19 protein-coding genes and 1 tRNA gene are annotated in these 17393 nt (G+C 72.0%); 10 read left to right on the forward strand and 10 right to left on the reverse strand.

Annotated features, from left to right (window positions below):
- The first annotated feature begins 50 nt into the window (after positions 1 to 50).
- A complete protein-coding gene (locus ACIBQ1_RS02065) occupies positions 51 to 1013 on the forward strand; it encodes a GlxA family transcriptional regulator (RefSeq protein ID WP_397274066.1) in 963 nt (320 codons plus the stop codon).
- Between the two features lie 3 nt (positions 1014 to 1016).
- The gene (locus ACIBQ1_RS02070) at positions 1017 to 1640 is read left to right on the forward strand and encodes a DJ-1/PfpI family protein (protein ID WP_397274067.1); all 624 of its coding nucleotides are present in this window, start codon (positions 1017 to 1019) and stop codon (positions 1638 to 1640) included.
- Positions 1641 to 1734: 94 nt separating this feature from the next.
- On the opposite strand, the gene ACIBQ1_RS02075 is transcribed toward ACIBQ1_RS02070, so the two are convergent.
- Entirely contained in the window at positions 1735 to 2352 is a 618-nt protein-coding gene (locus ACIBQ1_RS02075; RefSeq protein ID WP_397274068.1) for an ArsR/SmtB family transcription factor, read from the reverse strand.
- A 62-nt stretch (positions 2353 to 2414) separates the two neighbouring features.
- On the opposite strand from ACIBQ1_RS02075, the gene ACIBQ1_RS02080 reads away from it, so the two are divergent.
- Positions 2415 to 3656 (forward strand): MFS transporter, encoded by a 1242-nt coding sequence (locus ACIBQ1_RS02080; RefSeq protein ID WP_397274069.1) that lies wholly within the window; start codon positions 2415 to 2417, stop codon positions 3654 to 3656.
- Positions 3657 to 3712: 56 nt separating this feature from the next.
- The gene (locus ACIBQ1_RS02085) at positions 3713 to 4519 is read left to right on the forward strand and encodes a serine/threonine-protein kinase (protein ID WP_350726540.1); all 807 of its coding nucleotides are present in this window, start codon (positions 3713 to 3715) and stop codon (positions 4517 to 4519) included.
- A gap of 35 nt (positions 4520 to 4554) precedes the next feature.
- Here ACIBQ1_RS02085 and ACIBQ1_RS02090 read toward each other — a convergent pair whose 3' ends face one another.
- Complete coding sequence (locus ACIBQ1_RS02090; RefSeq protein WP_397274070.1) at positions 4555 to 5448, reverse strand: hypothetical protein; 894 nt, start codon at positions 5446 to 5448, stop codon at positions 4555 to 4557.
- Between the two features lie 27 nt (positions 5449 to 5475).
- On the opposite strand from ACIBQ1_RS02090, the gene ACIBQ1_RS02095 reads away from it, so the two are divergent.
- Complete coding sequence (locus ACIBQ1_RS02095) at positions 5476 to 5964, forward strand: hypothetical protein (protein WP_397274071.1); 489 nt, start codon at positions 5476 to 5478, stop codon at positions 5962 to 5964.
- A 93-nt stretch (positions 5965 to 6057) separates the two neighbouring features.
- A tRNA-Pro gene (locus ACIBQ1_RS02100) sits at positions 6058 to 6131 on the forward strand.
- 39 nt (positions 6132 to 6170) lie between these two features.
- Here ACIBQ1_RS02100 and ACIBQ1_RS02105 read toward each other — a convergent pair.
- From ACIBQ1_RS02105 to ACIBQ1_RS02115, 3 genes are all read right to left on the reverse strand, one after another.
- A complete protein-coding gene (locus ACIBQ1_RS02105) occupies positions 6171 to 7082 on the reverse strand; it encodes a hypothetical protein (RefSeq protein WP_397274072.1) in 912 nt (303 codons plus the stop codon).
- Positions 7079 to 7468: a hypothetical protein gene (locus tag ACIBQ1_RS02110; protein ID WP_397274073.1), complete on the reverse strand. Its 390-nt coding sequence runs from the start codon at positions 7466 to 7468 to the stop codon at positions 7079 to 7081. The genes ACIBQ1_RS02105 and ACIBQ1_RS02110 overlap by 4 nt, the downstream gene beginning before the upstream one ends.
- 243 nt (positions 7469 to 7711) lie before the next feature.
- Positions 7712 to 8563, reverse strand: a complete 852-nt coding sequence (locus tag ACIBQ1_RS02115; RefSeq protein ID WP_397274074.1) for a DUF72 domain-containing protein — start codon at positions 8561 to 8563, stop codon at positions 7712 to 7714.
- 231 nt (positions 8564 to 8794) lie between these two features.
- On the opposite strand from ACIBQ1_RS02115, the gene ACIBQ1_RS02120 reads away from it, so the two are divergent.
- A complete protein-coding gene (locus ACIBQ1_RS02120; protein WP_397274075.1) occupies positions 8795 to 9865 on the forward strand; it encodes a hypothetical protein in 1071 nt (356 codons plus the stop codon).
- A 66-nt stretch (positions 9866 to 9931) separates the two neighbouring features.
- Here ACIBQ1_RS02120 and ACIBQ1_RS02125 read toward each other — a convergent pair whose 3' ends face one another.
- A complete protein-coding gene (locus ACIBQ1_RS02125) occupies positions 9932 to 10153 on the reverse strand; it encodes a hypothetical protein (protein WP_397274076.1) in 222 nt (73 codons plus the stop codon).
- A 173-nt stretch (positions 10154 to 10326) separates the two neighbouring features.
- Positions 10327 to 10845: a pyridoxamine 5'-phosphate oxidase family protein gene (locus tag ACIBQ1_RS02130; protein ID WP_397274077.1), complete on the reverse strand. Its 519-nt coding sequence runs from the start codon at positions 10843 to 10845 to the stop codon at positions 10327 to 10329.
- Positions 10846 to 10996: 151 nt separating this feature from the next.
- Between ACIBQ1_RS02130 and ACIBQ1_RS02135 the strand changes: the two genes are divergently transcribed.
- From ACIBQ1_RS02135 to ACIBQ1_RS02145, 3 genes are read left to right on the forward strand one after another with little or no spacing between them, the layout of a single operon-like run.
- Positions 10997 to 12124, forward strand: a complete 1128-nt coding sequence (locus ACIBQ1_RS02135) for a mandelate racemase/muconate lactonizing enzyme family protein (protein ID WP_397274078.1) — start codon at positions 10997 to 10999, stop codon at positions 12122 to 12124.
- Positions 12125 to 12129: 5 nt separating this feature from the next.
- The gene (locus ACIBQ1_RS02140; RefSeq protein WP_397274079.1) at positions 12130 to 13260 is read left to right on the forward strand and encodes a mandelate racemase/muconate lactonizing enzyme family protein; all 1131 of its coding nucleotides are present in this window, start codon (positions 12130 to 12132) and stop codon (positions 13258 to 13260) included.
- A gap of 10 nt (positions 13261 to 13270) precedes the next feature.
- Positions 13271 to 13987 carry a FadR/GntR family transcriptional regulator gene (locus ACIBQ1_RS02145; protein ID WP_355364348.1) on the forward strand — a complete coding sequence of 239 codons (717 nt, stop codon included), beginning with the start codon at positions 13271 to 13273 and terminating at the stop codon, positions 13985 to 13987.
- A 136-nt stretch (positions 13988 to 14123) separates the two neighbouring features.
- On the opposite strand, the gene ACIBQ1_RS02150 is transcribed toward ACIBQ1_RS02145, so the two are convergent.
- Genes ACIBQ1_RS02150 through ACIBQ1_RS02160 form a run of 3 tightly spaced genes read right to left on the reverse strand, consistent with a single transcriptional unit; the run spans position 14124 to position 17391 of the window.
- Complete coding sequence (locus tag ACIBQ1_RS02150) at positions 14124 to 15485, reverse strand: glucarate dehydratase family protein (RefSeq protein ID WP_397274080.1); 1362 nt, start codon at positions 15483 to 15485, stop codon at positions 14124 to 14126.
- Positions 15482 to 15877, reverse strand: a complete 396-nt coding sequence (locus ACIBQ1_RS02155; RefSeq protein ID WP_355364321.1) for a universal stress protein — start codon at positions 15875 to 15877, stop codon at positions 15482 to 15484. The genes ACIBQ1_RS02150 and ACIBQ1_RS02155 overlap by 4 nt, the downstream gene beginning before the upstream one ends.
- On the reverse strand, positions 15874 to 17391 hold the full coding sequence (locus ACIBQ1_RS02160) for a tripartite tricarboxylate transporter permease (RefSeq protein ID WP_397274081.1): 1518 nt from the start codon (positions 17389 to 17391) through the stop codon (positions 15874 to 15876). Before ACIBQ1_RS02160 ends, ACIBQ1_RS02155 begins: the two co-directional genes overlap by 4 nt.
- Between the last annotated feature and the right edge of the window lie 2 nt (positions 17392 to 17393).

Here is a 17393-nt window from a genome sequence, read left to right on the forward strand (position 1 = left end):
CAATATTTGTGTCGTTGACGCCCTGACAGGCCCGCTATCAGCATGAAGACATGCAGCGTCGGGTTCTGATCATCGTCTTCCCCGGCTTCCAGCTGCTCGACCTGGCCGGTCCCGCCGACGTGTTCGCGACGGCCGCGCTGCTGGCGCCCCAGGACGGGTACCGGGTCGAGGTGGCGGCCGTGCGGGGCGGCCCGGTGACCGCCGGGAACGGGGTCACCGTCACGGCCTCCGCCCTCGGCGAGGTCACGGGGCCCGTCGACACCCTGATGGTCGCGGGCGGGTTGTCGGTCCCCGAGCAGCTGCGCGACCGGGAGCTCGTCGAGACCGTCGCCAGGCTGGCCGCGGGCGCGCGGCGGGTCGCGTCCGTGTGCAACGGCGCGTTCCTGCTGGCCGAGGCCGGGCTGCTGGACCACCGGCGGGCCACCACGCACTGGCTGGCCGCCCGCGAGCTCGACGCCCGCTACGAGTGCGTCGAGGTGGACGCCGACCCCCTCTACATCGAGGACGGCAACGTCTGGACCTCGGCGGGCGTGCTGTCCGGCGTGGACCTCGCGCTCGCGCTGGTGGCCAGGGACCACGGCCACGCGCTCGCCCGCGACGTCGCCCGCGGCCTCGTGGTGTACCTGCACCGGCCGGGCGGGCAGAGCCAGTTCAGCACCCCGATGCGGGCCATGACGCCGCGCAGCGAGCCGCTCAGGGAGCTGCAGGCCTACATCGACGCGAACCCCGCCGCCGACCTGAGCGTCCCCGCGCTCGCCGACCGGGCGGGGATGAGCGAGCGCCACTTCTCCCGCGTCTTCACCCGGCAGACCGGCCTGTCACCCGGCCGGTACGTCGAACGCAGCCGCGCCGAGGCCGCCAGGCGGCTCCTGGAGGTCACCGCCCACCCGCTGGACCGGGTGGCCAGGGAGTCGGGGCTCGGCACGCCGGAGACCCTCTACCGCGTCTTCCGCCGCCACTGGCGGATCTCACCAGGCGACCACCGTCGCAGGTTCCAGTCGAAGGAGAAGTAAGCGATGCATGTGGCGATCCCGCTCTATCCCCGCTTCACGGCGCTCGACGCGGTCGGGCCTTACACGGTGCTGGCCTTCGCGCCCGGCTGGACGGTCACGTTCGTCGCGGCCGAGGCCGGGCCGGTGACCGACGACCAGGGCACGCTCACCCTCGCCGCCACGGCCTCCTACGACGATCTGCCCCGCCCCGACGTGATCGTGGTCCCGGGCGGCCCGGGAACGTTCGACGCCATGTCCGACGAGGCGCTGCTGGGCTGGCTCCGGCAGGCCCACGAGCACAGCCGGTGGACGACCTCGGTGTGCAGCGGCTCGTTCGTGCTGGCGGCGGCCGGGCTGCTGGAGGGGCTGAAGGCGACCAGCCACTGGGCCCTGCTCGAGATGCTGCCGCAGTACGGGGCCGAGCCGGTGAGCGAGCGCGTCGTCACCGAGGGGAAGATCGTGACCGCGGCGGGGGTGTCGGCGGGGATCGACATGGCGCTGACGCTGCTGGCCCAGGCCACCGACGTGACGACGGCGCAGGCGGTGCAGCTCGTGATCGAGTACGACCCGCACCCGCCGTTCGACGCCGGCTCGCCCAGGACGGCGCCGGAGGGCCTGACCGAGCTGGCCGCCAAGCTCATCAGCTGATCTCCCGGCGCTCGCGCCCCCGTTCCCCGTGGGACGGGGGCGTTGCGGCGTCTAGGGTGCGCCCCGTTCTCCGTGGGATGGGGCGTTGCGGCGTCTAGGGTGTGTTCTCCTCCGCCGGACCCCGACCGGCGCCCACCGGCAGCACGTCGAAGTGGATGACCACGCGCCCCGCGGACGGATCCGGCGGGTCGATCTCCCTCCGGTCCGACAGCGCGCGGTACCTCTCCAGCACGTCGAACACCTCGTCCCGCAGCGCCGCGGTCTCCTCGGGCGTGAGCCGCAGCGACCGCCGCCCGTACCCGCTCGCCCGCACCCACTCCTCGGGCGCTCGCGATTCCTCCTCGCGCCACCGCGCCAGCTCCGCGCCCCGCTGGCGCACCAGGTCGTCCAGCAGGACCTCGATCGCCTCGGCCGCCTCGGGGTCGGAATCCGGCTCCCCGTAGGAGAACCCGCCGGGCGTGATGCGCCAGTACTTCTCCTTGCCGCGCCCCATCCCCGGCGCGACCTCGATCATGCCGTGCCCGGCCAGCTCCCTCAGGTGGTAGCTCGTGGCGCCGGTGTTCTGCCCGAGCAGGGCGGCGAGCTTGGTGGCCGTGGAGGGGCCGTGCTCGTCCAGCAGCTCGTAGATCCGCAGCCGCAGCGGGTGAGCGAAGGACTTCAGGGCGTTCGCGTCGAGCGTGCGGGCCGAATACCTCTTGCTCTGCATCACCATGCAAGCCTATCTTTGCAAAGAAAACTGTGCACACTTTCCCTTACACACTATCGGAGTCAGTCGTGGGGCGTTCGTTCGGGTTTCTCTGGTCCTCCACCGCTCTGTCGAACCTGGCCGACGGCGTCCTGAAGGTCGGTGCGCCGCTGCTGGCCGTGTCGATGACCCGTTCGCCCACGCTGGTGTCGCTGGTGGGGGCGGCCGCGACGGTGCCGTGGCTGCTGCTGGCGCTGCCCGCCGGGGCCGTCGCCGACCGGGTCGACCGCCGCCGCGTCATGGTCCTGGCCAACGCCGGGCGGGCCGTGGCCCTCTCCGTCGCCGGGCTGGCGGCCCTGCTCGGCCTGCTCGACCTGTGGGTGCTGCTGGCGGCTCTGCTCCTGGCCGGCGTGGCCGAGGTCTTCGCCGACACCTCGGCGCAGTCGATCCTGCCCATGACCGTCCCCCGGGAGCAGTTGACCAGGGCGAACGGCCGGGTCTCCACCGCCCAGATGATCGGCAACGACTTCGTCGGGGCCCCGGTGGCGGGCCTGCTCGTCGTGGCACTCCCGGCCGTCGTCGTCGGCGCCCCGGCCCTCCTGTACGGTGCCGCGGGCCTGCTGCTGCTGGGCATGCGCGGCACGTACCGGATGAACGCCCCCAGGGCCCAGGGGCGGACGCTGCGGCGGGACATCGGTGAGGCGCTGCGGTACCTGTGGTCCCATCGGGTGCTGCGGAGCCTGGCCGTCACCGCCGGGCTGCTGAACCTCGCCAACTCCGCCTACTTCGCCGTCTTCGTCCTGTGGGCCGTCGGCGACGGGTCGCGGATCGGCCTGGAGCCGGACGAGTACGGCCTGATGACGACCGCGTTCGCCGCCGGGGCCGTCCTGGGGTCGCTGCTGTCGGGGCGGGCCGCCGGGCGCTTCGGGGAGCTGCGCACGCTCGTGGGGGCGTGGCTGGTGAACAGCCTCCTGCTCATCGTGCCGGTGATCGTGCCCTCCCCGTGGACGCTCTACCCGGCGGCCGTCCTGTGGGGCGTGTCGGGCGGGGCGGGCAACGTCCTGGTGATCTCGGCCCGGCAGCGGCTGATCCCGGCCGAATTGCTCGGGAGAGTCAATTCGGCATACCGCCTCGTCGGCATGGGTGGGATGCCGCTCGGGGCGGCTCTGGGGGGCGTTGTGGCCGAGTTCGCGGGGCTTGGTGCCGTCCTCGTGGGCGCCACTGGAGTATGTTTGTTCGGTGTCGGACTGGTGTGGCGCGCGTTGTCTGATCGAATTTCTAGGCCGTTGACCAGCGCACCCGCACTTTCCGACATATCGGGATCACGTTAGGCACCCTACGGCCGGTGCTGAAGTGACATGATTATCCCCGAGCAAGAGGGGATGGTATGCGGGAGATCGGCGGACGGTACCTCCTGAACGAGGAGGCCGGTCGTGGGGGTATGGGAGTCGTCTGGCGTGCGTTCGATCAGCTCCTCCACCGTACGGTGGCGCTTAAGGAGCTGACCTTGGCCGGTGAGGCCGAGATGGTGCGCCGCCGGGTGCTGCGTGAGGCCAGGATGGCTGCCGGGCTGACGCACCCAAACATCGTCACGGTCCACGACCTGATCGAAGAGGGCGGCAAGCTCTGGATCGTGATGGAATACCTTGACGGGCTCTCGTTGCACCAGTTGCTCTCGCAGGTGGGCACCTTACCGGCCCAGTCGGTCGCCGCGATCGGGCAGCATCTGCTCGCCGCGCTGCGTACCGCCCACCAGGCAGGAGTGCTGCACCGCGACGTGAAGCCCGCCAACGTGATGCTGACCGGTGACCGGGTGGTGCTGACCGACTTCGGCATAGCGACGGCCGAGGGCGACATCCGGATGACCAGGTCCCGGCGGTTGCGGGGCACTCCGGCGTTCATGGCGCCCGAGCGGCTGCACGGGGGGCCGGCCAGCAAGGAGGCCGACATGTGGTCCTTCGGCGCCACGCTCTACAGCGCCGTCGAGGGCCAGCCGCCCTACCCGGGCCAGGACGCGGCCACGGTGCTCGGCATGGCCCGCAGCGGCCCGTACCCACCGCCTCGGCGGGCCGGGGTGATGCGACCGCTGATCGAGGGGCTGCTCCATCACGACCCCGTACGGCGCTACACGCCGGACCAGACGGCGGGTCTGCTGGCCGGCATGCGCGCCAGCTCGTTCCAGGCCGCCATCTGACCGGATCGACCTGGATCGACCTGGATCGACCTGGATCACAGCCCTCTGCCGGGTTGCCTGCCCGGCAGAATCTCCAGGCGGATGTCGTCGTTCTGCGGCAGGACGTACGTGCGGCCCCCGCCGTCCCGCCAGTCCTGCTCGCTCACCGGCGGCACGAGGTAGTACCGGTCGTCGCGCACGAGCAGGAGTCGCATCCCCGTGTAGGAGTGCCGGTACTTCCCGGTTCTGTATTTCTGGTGCTCGACGCCCGAAGGGTTGATCGAGAGGTCGTCCTTCGACCAGATCACCACCTGGGCGCGCACGGGCAGATCGCGCACGGCCTGCTCGGCCGTCCTCGTGCCCCGGCCGTTGGCGTACAGGGACGCGGCCCAGAGCAGCGAGAAGATGGCCACGGCCACGCTGAGGGCGAAGGCGATCCTGCTGGACTTCCTGGCCGGCGACGGCCAGGTCAGCAACAGCAGGCCGAGGGCCGACAGCGCGAGCAACTGGTACGTGCCCGTCTGCCACCACCGGTTCAGCACGGCGACGGCGCAGACGAGCCCGGCGAGCGCGAGAACACCGCCCACGACCCGGACGTCCGGCACGATCGGCACCCGGCTCCGCAGGCGCGCTCCGGCGCTCCGCAGCCGTCGCGGCAGGAACCGGACGAGGCGCGCGCGATGGGCGACGGCGGCGAGCGTCAGCGGGATCGCCACCATCCACGGCAGGAAGCCGGTGTCGAAGAGGTTGACGCCGTAGATGGCGTACTCGTCGGCGCCGTACCCCAGGTCGGTGGCTCTCAGACTGAAGTACTGGAGATAGCCCTCCAGGTAGGCCCATCCCATGTAGATGAGCACCGCGGCGCTGACGGTGATCAGCGCGGTGATCAGCCCGATCGCGTCGAGCGGACGCGACGGGACGGGCTCGCCGGTCTCCCCGCTCTCCGGCACGGCTACGGAGCCTGCGGGGCGGAGGCGGTGGCCAGCGCCGTCGGCGACGGCTCCGGGGACGCCTCGGCCGGAGGCGCGGGAGACGGCTTGGGAGACGGCCCGGGATCCATGCGCGTGGTCGTGGGCTGCGGGACCGTGATGGTGGTGGACGGGGTGCCGGGCGGTGCGATCGAGGGGCACGGCAACGGCGCCTCACCACCGCCCGTCGGACATGGCCTGCGCCTGTACTGCGTCGGTTCGGCGGAACGGGTTCTTCCGGGGGTACGCGTGCCATGCCGCACCGACGCCTCCGGCGTCCCCGCCCCTGGCCCGGACGCGATCGGCGTCCCCGACGCCGGCGGGCCGACCGCCTCCTCGTCTCCGCAGGCGCAGAGCGAGCCCAGCAGGAGCGCGGGGACGACGATCTCGGCCAGCGAACTCCGCCAGGTCATTCCGTCCGGTCTCCTCGCTCGTGACGCCGACATGGTGTTCATCACTGCGCGCGAGCGGCGCGTTACATCACCGCGGACGGCTTGAGGGGGCCGGTGCGGAGCCGGCGGCCATGATCCCGCACCTCCGATGTGCGCTAAGGTTGTGACGTCCCGCTCCGCAGGGGGCGGTCGACACGACCGGGACGTAGCGCAGCTTGGTAGCGCACTTGACTGGGGGTCAAGGGGTCGCAGGTTCAAATCCTGTCGTCCCGACGGTTGGGCGAGGCCCGTCGGCCGGAGGTTTCTCCGGGGTCAGTCCTCGTCCTCGGTGGCGAAGCGCATGCCCGGTGGGGCGATGCCGCGCCACAGGTAGGTCGTGACCTCTTGTCCGGCGGCGGGTTCGCCGGCCGCGTCCGCGGGAGCCGGCCAGCCGAGTCCCCGGTAGACGCGGCGCCGGTGCAGGTCGAAGACGGACTGCATGAGCAGCCCGTACGCGCGGGCCTTGGGGAGCATGGCGCCGTAGTAGACGGCGGGGCAGCCGATGAGGGCGACCAGCAGGGCCCACCGGTTCCAGGGCGTCCAGACGGCGAAGAGCAGGCACCACAGCCACAGCCGGGCGGCGTCGTCGAGGCCCTTGCGTGCCAGGGTGAGCTCCGCCTGGGTCTCCTTGTCCAGCGAGAGCCACAGGTGGGGCCAGCACAGGACGGGGTCGAGGCCGTACCTGGCGCGGGGACGGTCCTCGGCGGCGCGCAGGATGTTGCCCAGGCGGGTGGGCATGGTGGACCCGGCTTCCGCCGGGAGGTCGAAGAGCTGATGTTCGGCGATCGTCCGCAGGCGCTCGTCCTCGGGGCCCGCCTCGCCGTGGAACGCCTTGGCGGTCAACTCCCGCAGGCTCTTCGCGATGCGTTCGCGGCGGCGTACGGTCTGCTCCCGCATCGGGGCCGCGAGCAGCTCGGGCCAGTAGCCTTCCAGCAGTCGGAGTACGGGCAGCGTCAGGTGCTCGGCCAGGACCGCCGAGGCCGCGACGAGCATGAGCACGGCGGCGAGCAGGAGCACCTGCAGCACTGTCGGGAGGGCGGCCAGGCCGGTGGCCCAGGTGCTGCCGTACCCGGCGGTCCACAGGGCGAGCAGGCCACCGGCCCAGAAGGCGAAGGCGGGGGTCAGGACGCGGGGGGCGAGCTGTTCGACGAGGCCGGCGCCGAGGCTCTGGCCGATCGGGTTCACGGGCCCGTCCCGCCCTCGTGGTCGAGAACCAGGGCGACACCGTCATTGGGGCAGGTGGGGACGGGTTCGGACAGGTCGAGGTGGAACCATTCGTAGCCGTCCTGCGGGCAGACGTACCTGGGCGGCATCGGCGCGCGGCCGGGGCCCGGGGGCGGTTGCACGCCGAGGTCGCTCTCGCTGCCGGCCAGTTCGGCGGCGCGCCGGCGGAGGGCGGGGTGGCGGTGCAGGACGTCGAGGAACTCCTCCTCGACCGGCTCGCCGGCGCGTCCGCGCTCGATCAGGCCGGACAGCTCCTCCGCCGCGTCGGCCACGTCGCCGGGGGCCAGCAGCGCGGGCAGCTCGGCGAGCAGCCGGTCGGCGAGTTCGACCGTGGCGGCTTCCTCCATTGAGCTTCCCTCCCGCCGGCGTCCGACGCCGGCATGGCTGGGTGCGGTTGCCTGCGGCCGCGTGGGTGCCTCGGCGGACGTCGGGCGCATCCATCGTCGCGCGGCGCGGAGGGTGTCGGCGGTCGACAGGCCGTCGCGACGACGATTTTCGTAAAAGGCGACCATCAGGAGAGGGGCGCGGCTGCCGAGCACCGCCCACATCGAGCCGGACGCACGCGCGGCGGTGCTGGAGCGGCCCACCCATCAGAAGAGGGTCAGCGGGTCTGTGGGTTCGGGTTCGGGGAGCGGGGTCAGGGTGGGGAGGCGGGCGCGTACCGCCTCGTGGAAGTCGCGGGCCAGCTTCGGCGCGTCGGCGTTGTCCGGCGTGTGGACGAAGAACGTGGGGGAGCGGCCCTCCCGCAGCCACTCCGTGACCGTGTCCAGCCAGGGGCGCCAGCCCTCGACGGTGCGGGACTCGGCGTCCCGGCCCAGGTAGCGGACGATCGGGTGGCCGGTGAGGGCGCGCGTGCGGCGGGGCACGCGGGGCTTCTTCGTCCACGCGTCGCGCTCGGCGTCGCTGGTCGGCGGGCTCTGGAAGAGCGTCGTGGTGTCGAACGGGACCCACTCGGCGTCCGCGGCCGACAGGACGCGCTCCAGGAGCCGTTCGGACCGCTCGTCCTCGAAGAACGCGCGGTGGCGGACCTCGACGGCGTACCTGTGGGAGCGGGGGAGCCGGCGGAGGAAGGCCGCCAGGGTGCCGAGGTCGGTGGGGGAGAAGGAGCCGGGCAGCTGGATCCAGAGCGCGTGGGCTCGCGGGCCCAGCGGCTCGATCGCGTCCAGGAAGGCGTGGAGGTGCTCGTCGGCGCCCGTCAGGCGATGATCGTGGGTGATGGGCTTGGGGAGCTTGACGACCATGCGCAAGTCGGGGGAGGTCTGCCCGGCCCACGACTCCACCGTGCCGCGCGTCGGTGTCGCATAGAAGGTCGTGTTGCCCTCCACCGCGTCGCACCAGGTCGCGTACGAGCGCAGACGCTCGCCGGGCGGGAGCCGGTCGGGGAGGAATCGACCTTGCCAGCGCGCATGAGTCCACATCGCGCATCCCACGTGAAGCCGCATGCTCCCGACGGTATCGGAGATCCGTCGAGACGCCGTCGTGATCATCGGCGGCGGGGCGGCGGGGCGGCGGGGCGGCCTCAACCCGGCGTTCAGCAAGGGGTGGCGGCGACCGGCCGGCGAAGGACGCGCGACAGTATCGCGAAAGCCGGTTCTGCGAGACTCCTGGGGACTTCGGACCGCACTGCCCGATGGCCCCGCCGTCGGTCGATGCCGAGGACAGGAGGACGCCGAATGCCGGCGCTGCATGCTCCCCACGTCCACCACCAGGGTCTGGACGGCATGGGACGCGCACGTGCCTACCTCACGCGGCCCGTCCCGCTGGACGCGTATCTGGGGACCTGCCGGGCCCTGGACACGTATGCGCGGCGCGCCGGTGGCAGCAGGTGGTCGCTCCGCGGTGTCGTCGACGGCCCGGTCTCGCCGCGGGACGTGGCCGACCGGCTCGCCCACGACACGGTGATCGAGGTCAGCCAGGCTCCCACCGTCGTGGACGGCCGGCGTCTCACCTGCCTGTGGGTCGCCCGGAACTTCCCCGACCGCGTGCCCGCGCGCCACACCCGCGATGAGGTCTTCCGCGAGATCCAGAAGGTGCGGGCCGCCCAACGCGAACTGGACCCGGTCTTCCACCCGCGGACCGGCACGATGCTGGACCGGGCCCGCGATCACGGCCTGAGCCTGGTGTGCAACGACCCGTTCGGCGATTGGGGGTTCGGCGGGGTCGACGTCGAGCTGTTCGTCCGGTTGCTGACCCACTTCTTCTACGTGGACCCCGAGGCCGCGCAGCGCATGGCGCACGGCCACGGGTACTCGACGGGCGGGAACTACGCCTTCGGGATGAACGGCCCGGACGGGCGGCTGATGTGCGTGTTCGTGATGGCCGTCTGGCCGTGGGGGCTCGAACCCACGTACACCATCATCGACCGGACGCAGCTGCGGCCCATCCTGGAGCTGAGCGTGGCCTCCGTGCTGATGCTCCTGGCCAACGCCCTGGTCGTGGATCGTCACGGGCGCGACACGCTGGTCATCGGCGAGGCCAACTCGCTCAACGCCCGCCCCTGCATACAGGCCGGCTTCGAACCGCTCGAACCGGTCTTCGACGACGGCGACCACCCGGTGCACACCAATGTCGTGTGGGCCGACAACCCGCTCGGCGACTTCGGCGTGCCCTACGGCTCCGTCACCCGCGTCCCCGGCTACCGCGAGGTCCCGTACACCAACTACGGCGTCGGCGTCCTGGCCCCGCGCAAGGTGGAGCGCTACCGCGACGCCGCGCTGGAGTTCCTCGCCGGTGCGCGAGGCTGACGTCGCCCCGCGAGGACTGCCTCACGGGGCGGCGGCGATCCCGCTTGACGGCGCCGGTCGAACGTCCTACTCGTCGTCGTCCGGCGGAACCGGTCTCGGAGGGATGGGAATGGGAGGCTGGGCCCCCGTGGCGGGCACTGCTGCGGGCACTACGGCCGGCATTGCGGCCAGCACTGTGACGGCAGCCTGGTGGACCGTGGCCGCGCCGGCCGGCGGCGTGGCGAGCGAGGCCGAGGTGATGACCGTGGATGCCGCCAAGGCGGTGGCGGCGAGCAGGCGTACGAGCATCAGAGATCACTCCCTGACGTGCTGTTGGCTGACGGAGGGCTCCCCGGGGAACGCCGGTACGGCGTACTTCTCACGGTAGCGGGGGTGGCCTGCGGAATCTCCCGGCAGGAGGCAAAGCCTTTCTCCGGCGGGTGCGCGGCGGCCCGGCCGCCGGGGGAGCGCGCGTACGCCGCTCAGGCGAACCGCCAGCGGGTGGCTCCGTACGGTTCGGCCGTGGCGACGCCGAACGCGACGCGCATCGAGAAGCGGTAGAGGTGCCACGGCGCCGGCCCCGCGCTGGGCGCGCTGTACGGTGCCGTGATCGTGTCGCCCTCGGCGCTCGCCGGCCAGCCGTGCTCGGCGTACAGGGCGGCCACGCGCTCCACCGTGGCGGCGTCGGTGACCCGGTGCGCGGTGCCTTCGAGGTTCAGGTCGATGCCGTCGAGCCGGACGGAGACGGTGCAGTTCGGGTTGGCGCTCAGGTTGCGGGTCTTGCGGGCGCCGGGGCCGGTGGTGAAGTGGAGGGCGCCGTCGCACCAGATGGCGCCGACGCCCGCGGCGTGCGGCCGGCCGTCAGGGCGTACGGTGCCGAGGAACCAGGTGATGTCCGCCCCCGTCGAGCCGGCGAGCGCGGCGCGGGCGCGGTCCCACGGCAGCGTGTCGTTGTCGTAGCGGTCGAGGCTGGTGACTTCGACGGGCAGGTGCTCGGTCATCGGAACCCTCCGGGCGTCGTGCGGTGAGCCGGTCATGTGAGCAGACCGGCCGGCGGGGCGAAACTCATCGCGAACCAGGAGACAGGCAGTTGTCATACGAGTGATGGCTTCGTATGATGACTGACAACATCGCCTACCCTCTTGGACCGCCATGGCCGCCGATCGCATCCGCCACGTCTCGCTCTCCTCCGTCACGCTTCCGCTCGACGTCCCCGTCAGCGACGCCAAGGTCCTCACCGGGCGGCAGAAGCCGATGACCGAGATCGCCTTCCTCTTCGCCGAGATCACGACCGAGGACGGCCACGAGGGCACCGGTTTCAGCTATTCCAAGCGGGCGGGTGGCCCCGCGCAGTACGCCCACGCCAAAGAGGTCGGGGCGAACCTGATCGGCCAGGACCCGTCCGACATCGGCAAGGTGTACGACACCTTGCTGTGGGCGGGCGCCTCGGTCGGCAGGTCCGGTGTCGCCACGCAGGCGCTGGCCGCGATCGACGTGGCGCTGTGGGACCTGAAGGCGAGGCGGGCGGGGTTGCCGCTGGCCAAGCTGCTGGGGTCCTACCGCGACTCGGTGCGGACGTACAACACCTCGGGCGGGTTCCTGCACGCGCCGATCGAGGAGGTCAAGGCCCGCGCCACCCAGTCGCTCAAGGACGGCATCGGCGGGATCAAGATCAAGGTCGGCCAGCCCGACACCAAGGAGGACCTGCGGCGGCTGGCCGCGGTGCGCGAGCACCTCGGGGATGACGTGCCGCTGATGGTGGACGCCAACCAGCAGTGGGACCGGCCGACGGCCCTGCGGTTCGGGCGGGCGGTGGAGGAGCTCGGGCTCGTCTGGATCGAGGAGCCGCTGGACGCCTATGACGCCGAGGGGCACGCGCAGCTGGCCGCCGCGCTCGACACGCCCATCGCCACCGGCGAGATGCTCTCCAGCGTCGCCGAGCACGTCCGCCTCATCGAGGCCCGCGCCGCCGACATCATCCAGCCGGACGCCCCGCGCGTCGGCGGCATCACGCCCTTCCTGCGCCTGGCCACCCTCGCCGACCACGCGGGGCTGCAGCTGGCGCCGCACTTCGCCATGGAGATCCACCTCCATCTGGCCGCCGCCTACCCGCGCGAGCCCTGGGTCGAGCACTTCGAATGGCTCAACCCGCTGTTCGACGAGCGGCTCGAGACCCGCGACGGCCGCATGATCGTCCCCGACCGGCCGGGGCTCGGGTTCACGCTCAGCGAGCAGTGCCGCAAGTGGACCGTGGACAGCGTCGAGTTCGGGAAGGCCTGAGACCGATGGGCGACCGCGTCTCGTCGGTGCGGTTCGGTCACTACGCCGTGCCGCTGGCGCACCCGGTGAGCGACGCCAAGGTCGCCACGGGGCGCCAGCGGCCCCTGGCCGAGATCGACGTGCTGACCTGCGAGATCACCACGGACGACGGGTTCGGGGGCCTCGGGTTCTCGTACACGACGCGGGCGGGCTGCCGCGCGCAGTTCGCCCACGCGAAAGAGGTCGGGGCGAACCTGATCGGCCAGGACCCGTCCGACATCGGCAAGGTGTACGACTCCCTGCTGTGGGCGGGGGCGTCGGTGGGGCGTTCCGGGGTGGCCACGCAGGCGCTGGCGGCGGTCGACGTGGCGCTGTGGGACCTGAAGGCGAGGCGGGCGGGGTTGCCGCTGGCCAAGTTGCTGGGGTCCTACCGCGACTCGGTGCGGACGTACAACACCTCGGGCGGCTACCTGCAGGCGCCGATCGAGGAGGTCAAGGAGCGGGCCGGGCAGTCGCTGAAGGACGGCATCGGCGGGATCAAGATCAAGGTGGGGCAGCCCGACACCCGGGAGGACCTGCGGCGGCTGGCCGCGGTGCGCGAGCACCTCGGGGATGACGTGCCGCTGATGGTGGACGCCAACCAGCAGTGGGACCGGGCGACGGCGCTGCGGTTCGGGCGGGCGGTGGAGGAGTTCGGGCTCGTCTGGATCGAGGAGCCGCTGGACGCCTATGACGCCGAGGGGCACGCGCAGCTGGCCGCCGCGCTCGACACGCCCATCGCCACCGGCGAGATGCTCTCCGGCGTGCCCGACCTCGTGCGGCTGATCGAGCTGCGCGCAGTCGGCTTCCTGCAGCCCGACGTGCCGCGGGTGGGCGGCATCACGCCCTATCTCAAGGTCGCCGCGCTGGCCGACCACGCGCATCTGCAGGTCGCGCCGCACTTCGTGATGGAGATCCACGTCCACCTGGCCGCCGCCTACCCGCGCGAGTCCTGGGTGGAGCACATCGAGTGGCTGTCGCCGCTGTTCGAGGAGCGGCTGGAGATCGAGGGAGGGCGCATGCGCGTTCCGGACCGTCCGGGGCTCGGCCTCAGCCTCGCCGGCGCGGCCGCGGACTGGCGGCTCGACCAGGTCGAGTTCCGTACGGCGGCCGGGTAGGTTGTCACCCGTGCCGCCAGATCAGAGGCTCGACCGCGACAGCGGGCGCGGGCTCGCGCATGAGCTCGTCGAACGGCTCAAGTCGCGCATCCTCGCCGGCGAGATCGAGCCCGGCCAGAAGCTGCCGACGGAGTCCTCGCTCGTCGAGGAGTTCGGCGTGAGCCGCACGGTGGTCCGCGAGGCCATCTCGCGGCTCCAGGCGGCCGGGCTGGTCGAGACGTTCCAGGGGCGGGGCTCGTTCGTGCTGGCGCTGCCCGCCTCCACGGCCTTCTCGGTGGAGCCCTCCCAGATCCGCACCCATCGCGACGTGCTCGACATGATCGACTTCCGGATCGGCGTCGAGTCGGAGTCGGCGGGGCTGGCCGCCGAGCGCCGCACCGACCTGCAGCTGAAGGCCATCGAGCGGGCCCTGGTCGACCTCGGGCGCTCCGGCGAGCAGCCCAGCAGCGCCGTCGAGGCCGACTTCCAGTTCCATCTCAAGATCGCGCTGGCCTCGGGCAACCGGTTCTACTCCGACCTGCTGGCGTCCTTCGGGCCCATGGTGATCATGCTGCCGCGCACGCGGCTGGAGCACGCGTACACGGTGTCCAACGCCACCCATCTCACGCGGGTGACGCTGGAGCACGAGAACATCTACCGCGCCATCGCCGACCGCGACGCGGCGGCGGCGCGGGCCGCGATGCGGCTGCACCTGTCCAACTCGCGCGCCCGCCTCCAGACCCCGTAGCGGGCCGCGGCGCGGCCCCGGCTCGCGGGGCCCCGTGGCGGGCGGCGCGGCTTCGGCTTGCGGGAGCCCGTGGCGGGCGGGGCTGCCCGCGGGCCGGAGTGCGACCGCACTCGTCCCGGCCCGTGAGAGGCCGGGGCTACCAGCGGGCCGTGTTCGGGGTGAAGCCGGGCACGATCGTGCGCATGTACGCCGTGTCCTCGCGCCCGCGCTGACCGCACCGCACGTACTGCTCGTGCAGGGCGCCCAGCGCGTCCTCGTCCAGCTCCACGCCGAGCCCGGGCCCGGCCGGCACGGCCACGCTGCCGTCGCGGAACTCCAGCGCCCCCGGCTTGACGACCTCCTCGGTCTTCCACGGGTAGTGCGTGTCGCAGGCGTAGGTGAGGTTCGGGGTCGCGGCGGCCAGGTGGGTCATCGCGGCCAGGCTCACGCCGAGGTGGGAGTTGGAGTGCATCGACAGCCCCATCCCGAACGTCTCGCAGATGCCCCCGAGCAGGGCCGAGCGGCGCAGGCCGCCCCACAGGTGGTGGTCGGACAGGACGACCTGCACGGCGTCGGCGGCGACGGCGGGCTTGAGGTGCTCGAAGGCGATGACGCACATGTTCGTGGCCAGCGGCAGGTCGGTGTGCCGGGCCACCTCCGCCATGCCCTCGATGCCGGGGGTCGGGTCCTCAAGGTACTCCAGGACCCCGGCCAGCCGGTGCGCCACCTTGATCGAGGTGTCCACGGTCCAGGCGCCGTTGGGGTCGATGCGCAGGGCGTGGTCGGGGAAGGAGGCGGCCAGCGCCTCGACGGTCTCCATCTCGTGGCCGGGTTCGAAGACGCCGCCCTTGAGCTTGATGGCGGTGAAGCCGTACTCGTCGACCATCCGGCGGGCCTGGGCGACCATCTGCTCGGGCGTGACGCCCTCGCCCCACGAGTCCTCGTCCTGGCCGGGGTGGCCCGCCCACTTGTAGAACAGGTAGGCGGAGTACGGCACCCGGTCGCGTACGGCGCCGCCGAGCAGGTCGCTCACCGGGCGGCCGAGCGTCCTGCCCTGGAGGTCGAGCAGCGCCACCTCGAAGGGCGCGGCCACGGTGTCCACGGCGCTGGAGACCTCCAGCATGCCGCCGAAGCTCGCGCCCGCGCCGCCGGTGGACCTGCCGAGCGTCTCCACGACGACGCGGCGCAGCCCGTGGACGTCGAACACGTCCAGGCCGGGCAGGGCGGCGGCCACGGCGTTCAGCCGGTCGAGATGGGCCTGGTCGGCGTACGTCTCGCCCAGCCCCACCAGCCCCGAGTCGGTGTGCGCCTGGACGATCGCGCGCAGCACGAACGGCTGGTGGACGCCGACGACGTTGAGGAGGGGCGGGTCGCGGAAGGCGACAGGCGTGACCGAGACGCGACTGATCCGCCCGCCGTCACGAAGCCCGCCGTCACGAAGCCCGCCGTCACGAAGCCCGCCGTCACGAAGCCCGCCGCCACGAAGCCCGCCGTCGTGCAGGCTTGAGCTCATGCTCATCGGGGGGCCTTCACCGTCAGCACCGGGACGCTGGCCTCCATGAGGATGCGCTGCGCCTCGCTGCCCAGGATGAACTTGCCCACCAGCGACCGGTGCCGCAGCCCGATGACGATGAGCGTGCCGCCCGTCTCCTTGACGAGCGCCTCGAACGTCTCCGGCAGGTCGTCGTCGTGGAGCGGCTGGCGTACCTCCGCGTCCACGCCGGCGGCCCGCGCCCGGGCGAGCAGCGCGGAAGAGGCGTCGTCGTCGATCTTGTGCTCGTCGACGGGCGCGCCGCGGCGGGGGGAGTTCACGATGATCACGCGCTCGGAGCGTAGCGCGCCCTCGCGCAGGCCCGCGTCGACCGCGGCCTCGCCCTCGGGGGTCGGCAGGTAACCGACGAGGATCGTCATGACGTCTTCTCCTCAACAGGAACGGGGTCCGCGGCGGGCTTGCGGCGTACGGCCTTGCGGATGAGCGGCAGGAAGGCGACGACGACCACCAGGGCGAGCACCGTGCCGGAGATGGGGCGGGTGAAGAAGCCGGTCGGGTCGCCGCCGAAGATGAGCAGCGCCTGCCGCGACGAGTTCTCGATCATCGAGCCGAGCACGAACGCGAGCACCAGCGGCCCCGGCTCGAAGCCGAACTTCTTCATCAGGTAGCCCAGCACGCCGAAGGCGATGACCAGGAAGACGTCGTACACCTGGTTGTTCACGGTGTACGCGCCGAGCAGCGTGATGAGCACCGTGATCGGGGCCAGGATCGCGGGGCGCACGCGCAGGATCTTCACGAAGACGCCGACCATCGGGATGCTCATGATGAGCAGCAGGATGTTGCCGATGTACATCGAGTTGATGACGCCCCAGAAGACGTCGGGGTGCTCGGTGACGAGCTGCGGCCCCGGCTGGATGCCCTGGATGAGCAGCGCCCCGAACATCAGCGCCATCGTCGCGTTCGCCGGGATGCCGAGGGTCAGCAGCGGGATGAAGGACGACGTGGCGGCGGCGTTGTTGGCGGTCTCGGGGGCGGCCACGCCCTCGACGGCGCCCTTGCCGAAGCGCTCCGGCTGCTTGGCGCGGCGCTTCTCGAACGCGTACGCGGCCAGCGACGACAGCACCGCCCCGCCGCCGGGCAGGACGCCCAGCACGAACCCGATGAGCGAGCCGCGCCCGATCGCGCCCTTGGCCTGCCCGAGGTCCTGGCGCGACGGCCACACGTTGCCGACCTTGGCCGGCGCGTGCACCTGGTTGTGCCGCTCCTCAAGGTTGTAGAGGATCTCGCTGAGGCCGAACAGGCCCATGGCGATCGGGATGAAGTCGATGCCCTCGGCGAGGTTGAGGCTGTCGAAGGTGAACCGCTCGGCGCCGGTGAAGGTGTCGCGGCCGACGGTCGCGATGAACAGGCCGACGCAGGCCGCGATGATCGCCTTGAGCTTGTTGCCGTTGCCGACCGAGGAGATCAGCAGCACGCCGAGCACGCCCAGCGCCGCGTACTCGGGCGGGCCGAAGTCGAGCGCGAAGCCGGCGACGACCGGGGCCAGGAGCGTCAGGCCGATGATCGAGACGGTGCCGCCGACGAAGGAGCCGATGGCGGCGATGCCGAGCGCGGTGCCCGCCTTGCCCTGTCTGGCGAGGGCGAACCCGTCGAAGACGGTGACGACGGAGGACGCCTCGCCGGGCAGGCGGAGCAGGACCGAGGTGATGGTCCCGCCGTACTGGGCGCCGTAGAAGATGCCGGCCAGCATGATGATCGCGGAGACCGGCCCGATGCCGTACGTGATCGGCAGCAGGATGGCGATCGTCGCGCCGGGCCCGAGCCCGGGGAGCACGCCGATCAGCATGCCGATGATCACGCCGATGAGGCAGTAGAGCAGGTTGGCCGGCTCCATGACGACGCCGAAGCCGTTGAGGATGGGGGAGATGTCCATGG

The sequence above is a fragment of the Nonomuraea sp. NPDC050153 genome, from assembly GCF_044460125.1.
GTDB lineage: Bacteria > Actinomycetota > Actinomycetes > Streptosporangiales > Streptosporangiaceae > Nonomuraea.